The organism is Pseudomonas sp. N2-3-1-14 (assembly GCF_041228395.1).
In the GTDB taxonomy this organism is placed as follows: domain Bacteria; phylum Pseudomonadota; class Gammaproteobacteria; order Pseudomonadales; family Pseudomonadaceae; genus Aquipseudomonas.
This window is the reverse complement of the sequence record NZ_CP166199.1, coordinates 1,925,762-1,940,227: the sequence shown is the minus strand read 5'-3', so window position 1 is coordinate 1,940,227 and position 14,466 is coordinate 1,925,762. Positions and strand designations below refer to the sequence as shown.

The 14,466-nt window shown below is 61.1% G+C and carries 17 protein-coding genes and 1 pseudogene; 8 read left to right on the top strand and 10 right to left on the bottom strand.

All coding sequences use genetic code 11. The annotated features are described in order from the left end of the window. The first annotated feature begins 93 nt into the window (after positions 1-93). Positions 94-1,440, top strand: coding sequence for a class II 3-deoxy-7-phosphoheptulonate synthase (locus tag AB5I78_RS09025; protein WP_078047560.1), 1,347 nt, complete (start codon positions 94-96; stop codon positions 1,438-1,440). A 188-nt stretch (positions 1,441-1,628) separates the two neighbouring features. Here the strand turns inward: AB5I78_RS09025 and AB5I78_RS09020 are convergent, their stop codons facing one another. Together AB5I78_RS09020 and AB5I78_RS09015 are read right to left on the bottom strand one after the other, a co-directional pair. Next, positions 1,629-2,846: a winged helix-turn-helix domain-containing protein gene (locus AB5I78_RS09020; protein ID WP_369300533.1), complete on the bottom strand. Its 1,218-nt coding sequence runs from the start codon at positions 2,844-2,846 to the stop codon at positions 1,629-1,631. A 45-nt stretch (positions 2,847-2,891) separates the two neighbouring features. After that, positions 2,892-3,098, bottom strand: a complete 207-nt coding sequence (locus AB5I78_RS09015) for a DUF1127 domain-containing protein (protein WP_234452476.1) — start codon at positions 3,096-3,098, stop codon at positions 2,892-2,894. 97 nt (positions 3,099-3,195) lie between these two features. Between AB5I78_RS09015 and AB5I78_RS09010 the strand changes: the two genes are divergently transcribed. Beyond that, a complete protein-coding gene (locus tag AB5I78_RS09010) occupies positions 3,196-4,050 on the top strand; it encodes a LysR family transcriptional regulator (RefSeq protein ID WP_145165127.1) in 855 nt (284 codons plus the stop codon). On the opposite strand, the gene AB5I78_RS09005 is transcribed toward AB5I78_RS09010, so the two are convergent. Beyond that, the gene (locus tag AB5I78_RS09005) at positions 4,040-4,789 is read right to left on the bottom strand and encodes a sulfite exporter TauE/SafE family protein (protein WP_145165129.1); all 750 of its coding nucleotides are present in this window, start codon (positions 4,787-4,789) and stop codon (positions 4,040-4,042) included. The two genes, AB5I78_RS09010 and AB5I78_RS09005, sit on opposite strands and share 11 nt — an antisense overlap. Positions 4,790-4,897: 108 nt before the next feature. Between AB5I78_RS09005 and AB5I78_RS09000 the strand changes: the two genes are divergently transcribed. The 3 genes from AB5I78_RS09000 to AB5I78_RS08990 all read left to right on the top strand — a co-directional run bounded on the left by AB5I78_RS09000 (position 4,898) and on the right by AB5I78_RS08990 (position 7,056). Continuing rightward, positions 4,898-5,848, top strand: coding sequence for a LysR family transcriptional regulator (locus AB5I78_RS09000; RefSeq protein WP_145165132.1), 951 nt, complete (start codon positions 4,898-4,900; stop codon positions 5,846-5,848). A gap of 80 nt (positions 5,849-5,928) precedes the next feature. Beyond that, positions 5,929-6,381: a MarR family winged helix-turn-helix transcriptional regulator gene (locus AB5I78_RS08995; RefSeq protein WP_179606946.1), complete on the top strand. Its 453-nt coding sequence runs from the start codon at positions 5,929-5,931 to the stop codon at positions 6,379-6,381. A gap of 255 nt (positions 6,382-6,636) precedes the next feature. Beyond that, positions 6,637-7,056, top strand: coding sequence for an organic hydroperoxide resistance protein (locus tag AB5I78_RS08990; RefSeq protein ID WP_223016187.1), 420 nt, complete (start codon positions 6,637-6,639; stop codon positions 7,054-7,056). Positions 7,057-7,322: 266 nt separating this feature from the next. On the opposite strand, the gene AB5I78_RS08985 is transcribed toward AB5I78_RS08990, so the two are convergent. Next, a complete protein-coding gene (locus AB5I78_RS08985) occupies positions 7,323-7,895 on the bottom strand; it encodes an elongation factor P (protein WP_003218698.1) in 573 nt (190 codons plus the stop codon). Between the two features lie 49 nt (positions 7,896-7,944). Beyond that, on the bottom strand, positions 7,945-9,078 hold the full coding sequence (earP, locus tag AB5I78_RS08980; RefSeq protein ID WP_369300534.1) for an elongation factor P maturation arginine rhamnosyltransferase EarP: 1,134 nt from the start codon (positions 9,076-9,078) through the stop codon (positions 7,945-7,947). A gap of 132 nt (positions 9,079-9,210) precedes the next feature. Between earP and AB5I78_RS08975 the strand changes: the two genes are divergently transcribed. Together AB5I78_RS08975 and AB5I78_RS08970 are read left to right on the top strand one after the other, a co-directional pair. After that, positions 9,211-9,582 carry a hypothetical protein gene (locus tag AB5I78_RS08975; RefSeq protein ID WP_369300536.1) on the top strand — a complete coding sequence of 124 codons (372 nt, stop codon included), beginning with the start codon at positions 9,211-9,213 and terminating at the stop codon, positions 9,580-9,582. 5 nt (positions 9,583-9,587) lie between these two features. Continuing rightward, complete coding sequence (locus AB5I78_RS08970; RefSeq protein ID WP_200623094.1) at positions 9,588-10,070, top strand: GreA/GreB family elongation factor; 483 nt, start codon at positions 9,588-9,590, stop codon at positions 10,068-10,070. A 5-nt stretch (positions 10,071-10,075) separates the two neighbouring features. On the opposite strand, the pseudogene cysB reads toward AB5I78_RS08970, so the two are convergent. From cysB to AB5I78_RS08945, 5 genes and pseudogenes are all read right to left on the bottom strand, one after another. After that, positions 10,076-11,049: pseudogene (gene cysB / locus AB5I78_RS08965) on the bottom strand (HTH-type transcriptional regulator CysB). Positions 11,050-11,152: 103 nt separating this feature from the next. Then, positions 11,153-11,653, bottom strand: a complete 501-nt coding sequence (locus AB5I78_RS08960) for a universal stress protein (RefSeq protein ID WP_369300537.1) — start codon at positions 11,651-11,653, stop codon at positions 11,153-11,155. A gap of 66 nt (positions 11,654-11,719) precedes the next feature. Then, positions 11,720-12,637 (bottom strand): 5'-nucleotidase, encoded by a 918-nt coding sequence (locus AB5I78_RS08955; RefSeq protein ID WP_145163225.1) that lies wholly within the window; start codon positions 12,635-12,637, stop codon positions 11,720-11,722. A gap of 15 nt (positions 12,638-12,652) precedes the next feature. Continuing rightward, positions 12,653-13,615 carry a putative 2-dehydropantoate 2-reductase gene (locus tag AB5I78_RS08950; RefSeq protein WP_242193801.1) on the bottom strand — a complete coding sequence of 321 codons (963 nt, stop codon included), beginning with the start codon at positions 13,613-13,615 and terminating at the stop codon, positions 12,653-12,655. Then, entirely contained in the window at positions 13,612-13,998 is a 387-nt protein-coding gene (locus tag AB5I78_RS08945) for a thioredoxin (protein ID WP_119739477.1), read from the bottom strand. The genes AB5I78_RS08950 and AB5I78_RS08945 overlap by 4 nt, the downstream gene beginning before the upstream one ends. Between AB5I78_RS08945 and AB5I78_RS08940 the strand changes: the two genes are divergently transcribed. After that, on the top strand, positions 13,997-14,431 hold the full coding sequence (locus AB5I78_RS08940) for a PilZ domain-containing protein (protein WP_106576830.1): 435 nt from the start codon (positions 13,997-13,999) through the stop codon (positions 14,429-14,431). The two genes, AB5I78_RS08945 and AB5I78_RS08940, sit on opposite strands and share 2 nt — an antisense overlap. Positions 14,432-14,466: the final 35 nt, after the last annotated feature.

Below are 14,466 nucleotides of genomic sequence, written 5' to 3'. Positions count from 1 at the left end.
AGGCGCGATTGTCGGCCAACCGGCGGCAACAGGTCACGCACTAATTGCTGATAACATTGGCGCCCCACCGTCAATCAACCAATCGAGTTCACGATGAGCCAACCCTGGAGCCCCGACAGCTGGCGCGCCCTGCCGATCCAGCAACAACCCCAGTACCCGGACGCTGCACACTTGCTGCAAGTGGAGCAGAACCTGGCCAGCTACCCGCCACTGGTGTTTGCCGGGGAAGCCCGCGAGTTGCGCCGTCAGTTCGCCGAAGTGACCCAGGGCCGCGCGTTCCTGCTGCAGGGCGGTGACTGTGCCGAAAGCTTTGCCGAGTTCTCCGCGGCAAAAATCCGCGACACCTTCAAGGTGCTGCTGCAGATGGCAATCGTGATGACCTTCGCCGCCGGCTGCCCGGTGGTCAAAGTCGGGCGCATGGCCGGCCAGTTCGCCAAGCCGCGCTCGGCCAACGATGAAACCATCGACGGCGTCACCCTGCCCGCCTACCGTGGCGACATCGTCAACGGCATCGGTTTCGACGAGAAAAGCCGCGTTCCGGACCCGGATCGCCTGCTGCAGTCTTACCACCAGTCCACCGCCACGCTTAACCTACTGCGCGCGTTTGCTCAGGGCGGTTTTGCCGACCTGCATCAAGTGCACAAGTGGAACCTGGACTTCATTGCCAACTCCGCACTGGCCGAAAAATACAGCCAGCTGGCCGACCGTATCGACGAAACCCTGGCCTTCATGCGCGCCTGCGGCATGGACAGCTCGCCGCAACTGCGCGAAACCAGCTTCTTCACCGCCCACGAAGCGCTGCTGCTCAACTACGAGCAAGCCTTCGTGCGCCGCGACAGCCTGACCAACGACTACTACGATTGCTCGGCGCACATGCTCTGGATCGGCGACCGCACCCGTCAGCTGGACGGTGCCCACGTCGAATTCCTGCGCGGGGTGAACAACCCGATCGGCGTCAAGGTCGGCCCGAGCATGAACCCCGACGACTTGATCCGCCTGATCGACATTCTCAACCCGGACAACGACCCCGGCCGCCTCAACCTGATCGCGCGCATGGGCGCCGGCAAGGTGGGCGACCACCTGCCCAACCTGATCCGCGCCGTGCAGCGCGAGGGCAAGCAGGTGCTGTGGAGCTCCGACCCGATGCATGGCAACACCATCAAGGCCAGCAGCGGCTACAAGACCCGCGACTTTGCGCAGATTCTTGGCGAGGTGAAAGAGTTCTTCCAGGTGCATCAAGCCGAAGGCTCGTATGCCGGCGGGATTCACATCGAAATGACCGGGCAGAACGTCACCGAATGCATCGGCGGCGCGCGACCGATCACCGAAGATGGCCTGTCGGACCGCTATCACACCCACTGCGACCCACGGATGAATGCCGATCAGTCGCTGGAATTGGCATTTTTGATTGCCGAGACCTTGAAGCAAGTCAAACGCTGAGATTTGGGCGAGCGGGCTTCCTGTGGCGAGCGGGCTTGCCCCGCGTTGGGTGGCGCAGCCGCCCCACTACAACCACTGCGGTGTGTCTGGAAGAATGAGGTGGATGGTTTTGGGGCGGCTTCGCCACCCAACGCGGGGCAAGCCCGCTCGCCACAACAAGCCCGCTTGCCACAAAAACCAGCTGCAACTCAGGTTTGCAGCATCGCCACCCTTAAGCGGGCAGCACTCGGCCGCTGGCAGTTGAGCTGGACCTGTTCCAGCCCCAACCAATCAGCCATCTGCCGCAGGTTCAAGGCCAGCGCCTGCATCCCCTCCTCGTCCAGCCCCGGCTCTTCTTCGTGCACCGCATGCACAGCCAGCCGCCCATGGGCGCGTTCGGCGCGCAGGTCGACACGCGCGGCGATCCGCTCATTGTGCAAAAACGGCAGCACGTAATAGCCGTACACCCGCTTGTCTTGCGGGGTGTAGATCTCCAGACGGTAGCGAAAATCAAACAATCGCTCGGTTCGGCTGCGCTCCCAGATCAGTGAGTCGAACGGCGACAACAAGGCACTGGCCGGTACTTTGCGCGGTACCTTCGGTTCTGGCAGGCAGTACGCCGGTTGCTTCCAGCCCTGCACCTGACACACACGCAGTTGCCCATCCTCGACCAGCTCGGCCAAGCGGCCACGACTGTCGGCAGGGTCCAGGCGGAAATAATCGCGCAGATCCTTTTCGGTACCGACGCCCAAGGCAGTCGCGCTGTGCAGCAACAAACCGCGCTGGGCCTCGGCCTCGCTCACGGTGGCCAGAATGAGGTCGGCGGGGATGACGCGCTCGGGCAAATCATAGAGCCGCTCAAACCCGCGCCGCCCCGCCACCGTGACCAACCCTGCGGCAAACAACCATTCCAGTGCGTGCTTTTCATCACTCCAATCCCACCACGGGCCGGCGCGCTCCTCACGGGTGGACAAGCTGCCAGCACCCACCGCGCCCTGTTGCTCGACGGTCTGCAGCACGCGCTGGATGGTGGCCTGCTGTTCACGCCCGAAACGCGCCATTTGCGCATAAATCCCTTGGCCCTGCTTGGCCCGCTCCATGCGCCAGCGCATCAACGGGTACAGCGCCATGGGCAGCAACGAGGCCTCATGGCCCCAATACTCAAAGAGCGAGCGCCGCCGCCCCTGGCTCCAGGCAGCTTGTTCGAGGATCAGCGGGGAGTACTGGCCAAGGCGGGAAAACAGCGGCAGGTAATGCGAGCGCACCACGGCGTTGACCGAATCGATCTGCAGCACACCCAAGCGCTCGATCAAACGATTGAGATGCGTAGCCTTGATCAGTGCCGGCGCCTGGCGCCCGGAAAAACCCTGGGCCGCCAGCGCCATGCGTCGAGCGTGCTTGAGTGAAAAAGACAGGTCGGCGGGCATGAGTCTCTCCGTATGGGCTCGCCGACAACCCTACTGCATTCCAGGTTACTTTCGCAGCGGGTCTTGCCAGAAATGCAGGTGACTGTCCTGCTCCACATCGCCCCGATTAAGCCCGATGTCCTTGAGCGCATCGTCGCTCAAACTCGCCAGCGCCTGGCGCTCATGGTGCAGCGCCTGCCACCGGGCAACCCGCTGGAAAAATCCGGAAAACGGACGTTTCGTCATCAACACAAAACCTTTCTGACCTTTCATCTTCTCGCCCTCCAATGGGGATGACGAGAGTGTGTGCCTGGCACTATGATCAATCCAACGAATGTTTCTTATGTAATACATCTCGGAGATTGATCAATTGTCCGGCTACCCAAGCATCGACACTGAAGTGCTGCGCACCTTCGTCGCCATCGCCGATCAGGGCGGCTTTACCCGCGCCGGTGAACTGGTCAACCGCACACAGTCGGCGGTGAGCATGCAAATGAAGCGCCTCGAAGAAGACGTGCTGCAGCGCAAGCTGTTCGAGCGCGACGGTCGTCAAGTGCGGCTGACGGCCGAAGGCCAGGTATTGCTGGGTTATGCGCGGCGCATCCTGAAACTGCACAGTGAGGTGTTCAACACCCTGCGCGAACCTCATATGGTCGGGCTGGTGCGCATCGGCACGCCGGATGATTACGTGATGCGTTTCCTGCCGGGGATTCTCAAACGGTTTTCCAAGGCCTACCCGCTGATCCAGATCGAAATGCACTGCGAGTCGTCGGCGGTGTTGATGCAGCGGCGCGACCTGGCGCTGACCGTGATCAGCCGCGAGCCCGGCAATGAAATCGGCGAATTGCTGCGCAGTGAGCGCATGGTCTGGGTGGCGGCGCCGTGCTTCTGCGTGGATGAGCACGAGACCCTGCCCCTGGCCATTTCCGGCGTCGACAGCTTTTGCACCCAATGGACCCGCACCGCGCTGGATGCTGCCGGCATCGATTATCGCCTGGCGTACCACAGTTCCAACGTCGCGGCGATTCAGGCCGTGGTCGGCTCGGGGCTGGCGGTGATGGTCAGCATGGAAGGCCTGGTGACCGACGACTTACGGATCCTGGGCAGCGATGAAGGCTTTCCGCCTCTGCCGTCGATGAGCCTGCGCCTGCTGCGCAACCCGGCGATGGCCTCGCCCATCACCGAATGCCTGGCCGAATACATCCTCGAAGGCTTCAGACTTTAAACGTCAGCATCACCGCGCACACCGCCAGAAAGCCGCAGAACAGGCCGCGCAATACCCGTTCCGGCAGCGCGTGGGCGACTTTTACCCCCCAACTGATACTGAGCAGGCCACCGACCGCCAACGGCACGCCGATCATCCAATCCACCTCCTGATGCCAGGCGTAGGTGACCAGGGTCACGCTGGTGCTGGGCAGCGCCAACGCCAGCGACAAGCCTTGAGCGACCACTTGGGTGGTACCGAAAAGACTGGTCAGCACCGGCGTCGCCACCACTGCGCCACCCACGCCAAACAAGCCGCCCATGGAACCCGAGGCGGCGCCGAGCACGCCGAGCCAAGGCCAGGAATAACGCATCTGCGCAGTCGGCGGCGCATTGCGAGTGAACATGCGCAGCAAGTTGTAGGCGGAGAGCGTCAGCAGGAATGCAATAAAACCGATGCGCATCGCGCCGGCGTCCAGGCCCACCGCCCAGATGGAGCCCAGCCAGGCAAAGCAGAAACCCATGACACCCAACGGCAACGCGTGGCGCAATTCGATACGGTTACGCTGGTGATAACGCCAAAGCGCCAGCATCACATTGGGCACCACCATCACTAGCGCGGTGCCTTGGGCGAGCTGTTGATCCAGCCCAAACAACACGCCCAACACCGGGATGGCAATCAGCCCGCCGCCAATGCCGAACAGGCCGCCGACCGTGCCCAGGGCTGCGCCCAATACCAGGTAAATCGCTAAATCCAACACCGCGCATCACTCCAAAAGCCCAGGCGAAGCATGCTACGCAGTCGCCTGTGGCGTGGAAACGCACAGCAACGCACAATGGCTGTGCCGAACTCGCATAAGCGCCTCCTCATGAACCCCAATACCTTGACCGACCAACTGAGCCTGTTTCTTGATGTGCTGGAAACCGGCAGTTTTTCCGCCGCCGCCCGCCGCCATCCGCTGACCCCTTCAGCGGTGGCTCGGCGCATTGACAGCCTGGAAAGCTCGGTCGGCAGCCGCTTGTTTCAGCGCAGCACCCATGCCGTGGTACCAACACCGGCAGGCCTGGCGTTTGCCGAACGGGCGCGACGGATTGTCAGCGAGTTGCAACTGGCCCGGGCCGAGGCGGTGTCGTTGAGCCACGCGCCGGAGGGCCTGATCCGCGTGGACGCGCCGGCAGCCTTCGGCCGACGGCACTTGGCGCCGGTGATTGCCGACTTTCTGAACGTGTATCCGGGGCTGGATGTGCACCTGCATTTGATCGACAGCTTTGTCGACATGCAGGGCGCCCACTTGGGCAAGGTCGACCTGGTGCTGCGCGCCGGGCACATCGTCGACACCCGCTTGATTGCCACGCCATTGGCCAGCATCGTGCGCATCGCCTGCGCCAGTCCCGCTTACCTCAAAAGCCGTGGCACGCCGACCCATCCTCGGGACCTGAGCGAGCATGATGGCCTCGACTGGGACGGCCTGGCGCCGATGTTCGCCTGGCGCTTCGAGCTGGACGGGCGCCGCGCCACCTATCGCCCGCAACGCATTCGTCTGAGTGCCAATAATGCCGAAGCACTGCTGTGCGGCGCGCTCGCCGGGCTGGGCATCGCGCATTTGCCGACGTGGCTGGCCAGTGAATACCTGGTGCGTGGTGAGTTATTACCGCTGTTTTGCGAAAACGGCCTGCCCAGCCCGGAAACCACCGGCATTTACGCGCTGCGTCTGGAACAGCAGGCCAATGCACGCAGCCGCCTGCTGCTGGAATACCTCAAGTCCCGCTTCAGCCCGGTACCGCCCTGGGATCTGGCATTACAAAGCGGCCTGGTCTGACCCAATAGCCAGAATTATCTGGCGCATTAAAGGTTTGATCGCTAGATTCCAGCCCATATACGCTTTTTCGAGGCACTGTCATGCGCAAAAATCCCGACCCTTGCGAATCCCTCATGCTGGATAACCAGTTGTGTTTCGCCCTGCACTCCACTTCGTTGCTGATGACCAAGGTCTACAAGCCGCTGCTGCAAGCCCTCGGCCTGACCTATCCGCAGTACCTGGCGATGATGGTGCTGTGGGAAGAGGATGGTTTGACCGTCGGCGAAATCAGCACTCGCCTGCTGACCGATCCGGGTTCGCTGACGCCGCTGCTTAAGCGGTTAGAGGCCGAAGGCCTGCTCAGCCGGACCCGCAGCCGCGAAGATGAACGTGTGGTGGTGGTGGAATTGACCCAGGCAGGCCGTGCGTTGCAGGAAAAAGCCATGGGCATCCCGCAGTGCATCCTCGGCGCCAGCGGGTTACAGCTGGAGCAGTTGCGCAAGTTGCAAAGTGATTTGATTGCCTTGCGGGGAAATCTGCAAGACGCCATTTAAAGGCATTCACGCAGTAAAAAGGTGGGAGCTGGCTTGCCTGCGATCGCGGTACATCAGTCATGAATACATTGGCTGACACTGCGCAATCGCAGGCAAGCCAGCTCCCACATTTGTTTGGGTGTGTGCCAGAAAATAACGTCCGGAAAAGATTTTTGTAAATTTACCTTGCGCACTAAACATTAGCGCTATACATTCGCCCTCACCAACTACTTAACGCGCAAACATTTAGCGCTAAAAAACCAAGAGGACGACACCATGCAAACGCTCTATACCGCAGTAGCCACCGCCACCGGCGGCCGTGATGGTCGTGCTGTTTCCAACGACAACATCCTCGACGTCAAACTCTCCACCCCCAAAGAGCTGGGCGGCGCCGGCGGCCAAGCCACCAACCCTGAGCAACTGTTCGCGGCCGGCTACTCGGCCTGCTTCATCGGCGCGCTGAAGTTCGTCGCCAGCCAGACCAAACGCAAAATCCCGGATGACGCTTCGATCACTGCCCACGTCGGCATCGGTCAAATCCCCGGCGGTTTCGGCCTGGACATCGACTTGCACGTGAGCCTGCCGGGCCTGGCGCAGGATGATGCGCAAAGCCTGGTCGACGCGGCTCACCAAGTCTGCCCGTACTCCAACGCCACCCGTGGCAACGTCGATGTGCGCCTGCACGTGACTGTCTGATGCCCTTTGCCGCCACTGGAGAAGGCCATGAACATAATGGGTAAAGCCCTCGGCACCCTGCTCGCGCTGTCGATCAACACCGCGTTCGCCGCAAGCGCATTACCCGGTGGCGATCAACCAGACCTAAGGCGCGACCCTAGGTGCCGGAAGTCCGTTCAGCCTTGCAGCAGGCCTCTCAAGCGCTCAAGCAACACCTGAACTAAACAGGCGCCCATGAAAAAGCCCGACTCAAGGTCGGGCTTTTTTTCGTATCGGCGGGGCCAGAATTACTTCTTGGCGCGACCTTTGTACGAACCACCTTCACGGGTGTCGATCTCGATCAGGTCGTCGATTTCGATGAAATCAGCCACTTGCAGCTCGGTACCGTTAGCCAGTTTGGCAGGCTTCATGACCTTGCCCGAAGTGTCGCCGCGAGCGGAACCTTCGGTGTAGGCAACTTTACGCACGATAGTGGTCGGCAGCTCTACGGAAACCAGGCGGTCTTCGAAGAAGATCGCTTCGCAGACGTCTTCCATGCCTTCTTCAACGAACGGCAGAACAGCTTCGATATCTTCAGCGTTCAGCTCGTACATGGTGTAGTCGGTGGTGTCCATGAACGTGTAGGTGTCGCCGCTGATGAAGGACAGGGTCGCTTCTTTGCGGTCGAGGATCACGTCGTCCAGTTTGTCGTCGGCGCTGTAAACGATCTCGGTCTTGTAACCGGTCAGCAGGTTCTTCAGCTTGGTCTTCATGATTGCGCTGTTACGACCAGACTTGGTGAACTCAGCTTTCTGAACCAGCCAAGGGTCGTTTTCGAGACGGATCACTGTACCGGGTTTCAGTTCTTTACCAGTTTTCATTGCGTATATCCGAAATTTGGATGGGATTTACAAAAATCAAGGTCGCGTATCATATCCAACTTTCATAAAACTGTACCAGCGCCGTCGCAAGATCAGCCTGCAAGCCTTGTTCCAGACACCACGCCTGGGCGTTCTGACACACCTCTGGCCAGTGCTCCAGCAGCATTTTCCACGGTTGTGCCATATCGCCATCAGCGTTCCAGGCTTGCCAAAGGGCAACCACCGCTGCCTTGGCGGCGGGCGATAAGGCGCCGGTGTACAGCTGCAGGAAGGCATCGAGCTTGTCCAGATGGATGTCTTCGTCCTGGCGATAGATGTGCCACAGCATCGGCCGCCCGGCCCATTGGGCCCGTACGAACGAGTCCTCGCCGCGCACGGCGTTGAAGTCGCAGCACCACAGCAGGCGGTCATATTGCTCCTGGCGTACGAACGGCAACACCTGCACCGTCAGGGCATCGCGCTGATGCACCGCCCCCACCGCCAGCCCTTCCACGCCGAGCCAGCGCTGCACATCGCCAAGGATGCGCCCTTCCGGCACCAACAGATGAGTGGCACGCCCGTCCGTCGCCAGCACGTCCAGCCAACCGGCGAGCCCGGCGTTTTCGTAGGCAAACAGCGACATCAAACGCGCGCCATCTGCCGGAAATACGCCCAGCGCTTGCAGGAATTGTCGCTGTGCGGCGCGATCCTCTTGAAAAGCCTGACGCTGCTCCAGCAAGCCGCCTTCGCGTAAAAGCCCGCCAGTGCCCGGCCGAAAGCCAGGAAAGAAGAAATACTTCTGTACGCCCTTGAACTTCACCGACGGCAGGCGATGGCAACCCACCACCCAGTCTTCAGCGCTGAGGTAGTCCAGGTTCATCCACAACGGCGTGCGGTCGCGCGCGGCCATGGCTTCCATGTACTCAGGTGGCAACTGGCAGGCAAAGGCTGCGATCACTACATCGGCGCAAGGCGTGTCGCGCCATTGTGCAGGCCAATGGCACACCTCTACGCCCTCCTGCCATTGCTGGTTCAGTTGCACATCAATCTCTGGGCACATGCGTTCAAAAGCACGCAAGTCATCGACCCACAAGCGCACGTCGCAGGCGTGCTCCACCACCAATTGCCGGGCCAGGCGCCAGGTCACGCCGATGTCGCCGTAGTTGTCGACGACGCTGCAAAAAATATCCCAGCGGGCTTTCATTCCGGGCTCCAACACTCAAAGGCTCGATTGTCCGCATAAATGCGCCGATGCAGAAGGCTTGATCGCGATTATTCTGCACAGTGGCTGTGCGACAATTGCCGCCACGCCGCAAATGCCCGCCAGGAGGCCACTATGTCTGATCGTTCGTTGTCGCTGTTCAAGCTCAGTATCGCAGTGGCGTTCGGCCTGTGGCTGGGGTTTATCGCCATTGTGCTGACCACCTGGCTGGCGTCGCGCTACGTGTTCCCGCAAAGCCTGGCGCCGGTGGCGCAGGCCGTCCAGCAACTGGGCAAGCCCGCCAGCGTTGTTGCGTCAGAGCCGCCGAACCGTATGTTCGAGCAGTACCAGGAAAACCTTCGCAAGCAGGAACAACAGCAAACCCTGGACCAGGCGCGCAACAACGCGCGCAACCTGTCCAATCCCAAATGCCAGTTCTGGCTGCAACAGGACCAGAACGCGCCCAATGAAAAGAGCAAGGCGAATGTCCTGCAATTCTGCGATTGATGCCCATGAATAAGCACGCCGTCCTCCAGTTGATCCTGGAAAAACTCACCGTCGACCTCGACATTGCCCAGCGCGCCGCGCAGACCGCCTACGAGACCGCGACCCACGAAGAGAATATCGCCGAGAACAAATACGACACGCTGGGGCTGGAAGCGTCTTACCTCGCGGCCGGGCAAGCCAAGCGCGTCGAAGAAATCAAGCAATCGCTGGCGCTGTGCCAGAACCTGCAGTTGCGTGCTTACGACGATCAGCGCGGCATAGAGGTCGGCGCGCTACTGGGTTTGGAAGACGAGAACGGTCGCCAGCAGTGGCTGTTCCTGGCGCCGGATGCGGCGGGCTTGAAAGTCGACGTAGTGGGGCAACCGGTGACCGTCATCACCCCGCGCTCGCCGCTGGGCAAAAGCCTGCTGGGCAAGTTCGAGGGTGATGAGGTGGAGATTCTGGTGGCGGGCGCCCGGCAACACTTCACGGTTACCGAGGCCCGATAAGCCACTCAGTGGACGGGCAGTTCTACGCCGTCAAACAGCTCTTCCAGTTCTTGCTTGTTGTGGCACTGAATCGCCTTGGCCATGACTTCGCGGGTCAGGTGCGGCGCGAATTTCTCGATGAAGTCGCACATGAAGCCACGCAGGAACGTGCCACGACGGAAACCGATCTTGGTCACGCTGGACTCGAACAGCTCGCTGGCGTCGAGCACCACCAGGTCTTTGTCGAGGTTGGTATCGACCGCCATCTTGGCCACGATACCCACGCCCAGGCCCAGTCGGACGTAAGTCTTGATCACGTCGGCGTCGGCTGCGGTAAACACCACTTTCGGCGTAAGGCCGCGATGGCTGAAGGCTTCGTCGAGCTTGGAGCGGCCGGTGAAACCGAATACGTAAGTCACGATCGGGTATTCGGCCAGGGCTTCGAGGGTCAACTTCGGCAGCTTGGCCAACGGGTGACCCTGGGGCACGACCACGCAACGGTTCCAGCGGTAGCACGGCATCATCACCAGGTCGCCGAACAGCTCGAGGGCTTCGGTGGCGATGGCGAAATCGACGGTGCCGTCAGCGGCCATCTCGGCGATCTGCATCGGCGAACCCTGGTGCATGTGCAGGGCGACGTCCGGGTATTGCTTGATGAAATCGCGGATCACCGGCGGCAAGGCATAACGCGCCTGGGTATGCGTGGTGGCGATCGACAGGGTGCCTTTTTTCTCGTTGGAGAATTCCTGGGCAATCTGCTTGATGCTTTCGACTTTGCGCAGGATCTCGCCGGCGGTGGTGATGATGCGCTCGCCGGCCGGGTGACGCGGGTCAAGTGCTTGCCGCTGCGCGCGAACACTTCGACGCCCAGCTCGTCTTCGAGCAGGCGGATCTGCTTGCTGATACCGGGTTGCGAGGTGTAAAGGCTTTGAGCGGTAGCGGAAACGTTGAGGTCGTGGTGCGCCACTTCCCAGATGTAGCGCAGTTGTTGAAGCTTCATATGTGTCCCTCAAAGCAGATAGACGCCACGGGTATCAGCGACGGTATATAACTATATTAAAGGTTAGACGGATAAATCTAGAACTTTTTATCGTTTTTACCGATCAGGCATCGTCACTGCGCCGGCGCTGCAGCGAGGGCACCATATAAACCGGCACTGTCGCCAACTGCAGCACCCTGGCGGCCGTGCGCCCCAGCGGCGTGGCAGCGGCCGTTGCGTGGCTGTGACTTCCTACGATCAACAAGTCGACGGAAAGTTTTCGCAGCTGGTCGAGAATCACCTCGCACGGGTCGCCCTGGATCACGCGCACCGAGCGAATCAATTTCAGGTCCTGCTCCCCTTCCCCCAGCTCCTCGCGAAAACTGTCCAGCACCCGCTGCTCGATGGTTGCCATCACCGTGGTCAGCCCCTGGCTCTGCCATTCGTTCAGGGCTTTCTCATCAAGGTAGCTTTGCAACACCGATTCGGCGAACAGCCCGATCGGCTCGACCACATGAATCACATACAAATCCGCCTTGAACGTTCGGGCCAGTGCCAGCGCATGCTGCATGACATAGGGCGCATACAGACCGAGGTCCGTGGCGTACAGCATCGAACGAATCATAGAACCTCCTGGACGGCCAGGATGGCGGGGATTGAATGAGCTTAGCAGCGCCTGCGGGACTGGGGCTCAGCTCTCGGTGTGGATTTTCAACTCATTGCTGATGCCGTGGGGCACATGCCCGGTGGCCACCACCTCCCTGGCCTTCTCGCAATGACCGGCCTGGTCATCGAAAAACACATCGGCGGCGAACGCCTCCAGAAACGCGGATTTCTCCAGGCCACCGAGGAACAACGACTCGTCCAGACGGATATCCCATTCGCGCAGGGTACGAATCACCCGCTCGTGGGACGGCGCCGAACGCGCGGTAACCAACGCTGTGCGAATCGGGCACGCCTCGTCTGCGAACTCGCTCTGCAACACGTTAAGCGCCGCCAGGAACCCCTTGAACGGACCACCGTGCAACGGCTGGCGCGCCGACTCGCGCTCGTTGGCCAGAAACGCCTCCAGCCCGCCTGATTGATAGACACGCTCGGACTCATCGGAAAACAGCACCGCATCGCCGTCGAACGCAATCCGCAATTCCTCACTCGAGGCCCGATGCGGGCCGCCCGACAGAATCGTCGCCGCGGCAAACCCGGCATCCAGTGCACTGCGCACATCTTCGGCATGGGTCGACAGAAACAGGTGGCAGCCAAATGCGGCCAGGTAAGGATAGGGACTGCGCCCGCCAACGAACGCGGCGCGGGAAATATCCAGGCCGTAATGCTGGATCGAATTGAACACGCGCAAGCCGGTGTCGGCACTGTTGCGCGACACCAGCACCACTTCGACGCGGGCCCGGCCCAGGCTGGCGTTAAGGCTCAAGAGCTTCTTGACCAAAGGGAAGGCATCGCCGGGCTCGAGGGTTTCTTCCTCGTGCTCGATCTGGTACTTGCGGTACGCCTCTACCCCTTCGGCCAGGTAGACCTTGTGACTGTCACTCAGGTCGAACAGTGCACGCGACGAAATCGCCAGCACCAGTTTGTCGCCCAATCCCTTCGCCATGGTGTTTCCCCCGAATCAGCGGTTGTGCCGATCAATAAAACTCAAGGCCTGGTAAAGCGCCTGCATGCGTGGCAATTCGCAACCCGCCGCTTTTGCCGCGGCCAATGGCCGGGCGTAGATCGCCGCCAGTTCCAACGGACGTTTGTGCACATGGTCGTGATACATGCTGGGCAGGTAGTCGTCCATGGTTTCGGTCATGGCGAACATCTGCTCGGCGTAACTGGCAGGGATTTCATGGCCGCAGGCGTGCGCGCCTTTGACCACTTCAGCCATCAATGCCTGGATCAACTCGCGGCTCGATTCATCAGCCATCAGCGCGGTGGTGCCAGTGCCCAGCAACACGGAGAGGCCGTTGTACGGCACATTCCACACCAGCTTGTGCCAGCGAGCCTGGTGCACATTGGCCATGGCCTGGGACTCGATACCGGCCTGGTGAAACAGCGCGGCGCCCTCTTCGACAATCGCCTGCTGGCGCGATTCATCGTTGGCCGCTGTGCCGCTGTGGTAACCAAGATTGACCCGGCCCAAGGCCTGATGCTCGACGACGCCCGGCGCAGAGCGGTGCACGCCGATGTAGCACAGGCCACCCAGCAAGTGCAGCGACGGCGGCAGGTGTTCGCGCAGGCTGTCCTCGACGTCGAGGCCGTTTTGCAACAGCACCACCTTGGCGTCCGGCGCAGCGACCTGGGCGATGGTCGGCGCGAGGTCCACGTTGCCGGTGGATTTGGTGCCCACCAGCAGCCAGTCGCACGCCGGCATGTCCGCAGCGCGGGCGTAGGCCTGCACCGGGTGCAGGTGCAACTTGCCATGCAGCGTACTGTTGAGGTGCAGGCCGTGCTCGCTGACCGCCGCGTATTCGCTGCGCAACAGGAAGTGCACGTCGAACCCGGCACGCGCCAGCATCACGCCGTAGAACCCACCGATAGCACCGGTGCCGATAATGCCAATGCGTGGCGACGGGGATGCAACTGCGGTCATGGCAAATCCTCTGGTGTGCGGGTAAGTGCTTGATTCACTGCCTCGGTGAGGTCGGCAAGTGCAAGACGGGTGTGCAACTGCCCAAGAAATTGACCCTCGCACACGAGGAATAACGCGGGCAAATGAAAGATCTGGTAGCGCTCGACCGCACCGCCGTTGTGCCCGGCATCCACCCAGCACACGCGGTCGACCGGCAAACGCCAGCCGGGCAGCTGCTGGCGTGCCCAGCGGCAACTGGAACAACCGACACTGGTAAATACCACCAACGAAATACCTGGCAATCCCAGCAGTTGCTGGTCAATATCCAGGTCGGTCAATTCCAGTTCCTTCACTATACTGCTGCCACCGCCGTCAACTGGACGGTGCTCGGAGTCCGTGTACATGGGTCGTTTTTTACCTCACCCTGATGATGTCGCTGTCGAGTTAATCCAACGCCCCGCTCCTGCCATTCCCCGCCAACGCCTGCACACTATCGGCCTGGGCGGCGTCGCCTGCAATTGCCCGCGTGCCTGGCGCCAGGGTACGGCGGTTGATCTGCGCATCCCTTCCCTGGGCGCCAGCGCCCGTTATCCGGGCTATGTAGCCTGGTGTCGCAAGCTTGAAAAAGGCTATCGCATCGGCATCTCTTTTACCGATGAGCACGCCTTGTTCGGTGCGCGAATGGGCGAGCAAGTGTGCCAGATCGAACGCTACTGCCGCTTGCATGAAGACGCCGAGCCGACGCCTGCGCAACTCGAAGCCATGGCTCGCGAGTGGGTCTCGCGCCATGCCGGTGAGTTCTCCCGCGAGACTTTTGTGGCGCCGGCGCTGGATTAAAGCCGGTTTTGCCCATTGTCGCGGGCCCGTGTTAC

Coding starts and splice junctions, on each gene's coding strand:
- AB5I78_RS08940 (WP_106576830.1), top strand. CDS start 13,997: ATGGGTCGTTTTTTACCTCACCCTGATGATGTCGCTGTCGAGTTAATC.
- AB5I78_RS08970 (WP_200623094.1), top strand. CDS start 9,588: ATGAATAAGCACGCCGTCCTCCAGTTGATCCTGGAAAAACTCACCGTC.
- AB5I78_RS08950 (WP_242193801.1), bottom strand. CDS start 13,615: ATGACCGCAGTTGCATCCCCGTCGCCACGCATTGGCATTATCGGCACC.
- AB5I78_RS08975 (WP_369300536.1), top strand. CDS start 9,211: ATGTCTGATCGTTCGTTGTCGCTGTTCAAGCTCAGTATCGCAGTGGCG.
- AB5I78_RS08955 (WP_145163225.1), bottom strand. CDS start 12,637: ATGGCGAAGGGATTGGGCGACAAACTGGTGCTGGCGATTTCGTCGCGT.
- earP (WP_369300534.1), bottom strand. CDS start 9,078: ATGAAAGCCCGCTGGGATATTTTTTGCAGCGTCGTCGACAACTACGGC.
- AB5I78_RS08960 (WP_369300537.1), bottom strand. CDS start 11,653: ATGATTCGTTCGATGCTGTACGCCACGGACCTCGGTCTGTATGCGCCC.
- AB5I78_RS08985 (WP_003218698.1), bottom strand. CDS start 7,895: ATGAAAACTGGTAAAGAACTGAAACCCGGTACAGTGATCCGTCTCGAA.
- AB5I78_RS08945 (WP_119739477.1), bottom strand. CDS start 13,998: ATGTACACGGACTCCGAGCACCGTCCAGTTGACGGCGGTGGCAGCAGT.
- AB5I78_RS09020 (WP_369300533.1), bottom strand. CDS start 2,846: ATGCCCGCCGACCTGTCTTTTTCACTCAAGCACGCTCGACGCATGGCG.
- AB5I78_RS09025 (WP_078047560.1), top strand. CDS start 94: ATGAGCCAACCCTGGAGCCCCGACAGCTGGCGCGCCCTGCCGATCCAG.
- AB5I78_RS08995 (WP_179606946.1), top strand. CDS start 5,929: ATGCGCAAAAATCCCGACCCTTGCGAATCCCTCATGCTGGATAACCAG.
- AB5I78_RS09015 (WP_234452476.1), bottom strand. CDS start 3,098: ATGAAAGGTCAGAAAGGTTTTGTGTTGATGACGAAACGTCCGTTTTCC.
- AB5I78_RS09000 (WP_145165132.1), top strand. CDS start 4,898: ATGAACCCCAATACCTTGACCGACCAACTGAGCCTGTTTCTTGATGTG.
- AB5I78_RS08990 (WP_223016187.1), top strand. CDS start 6,637: ATGCAAACGCTCTATACCGCAGTAGCCACCGCCACCGGCGGCCGTGAT.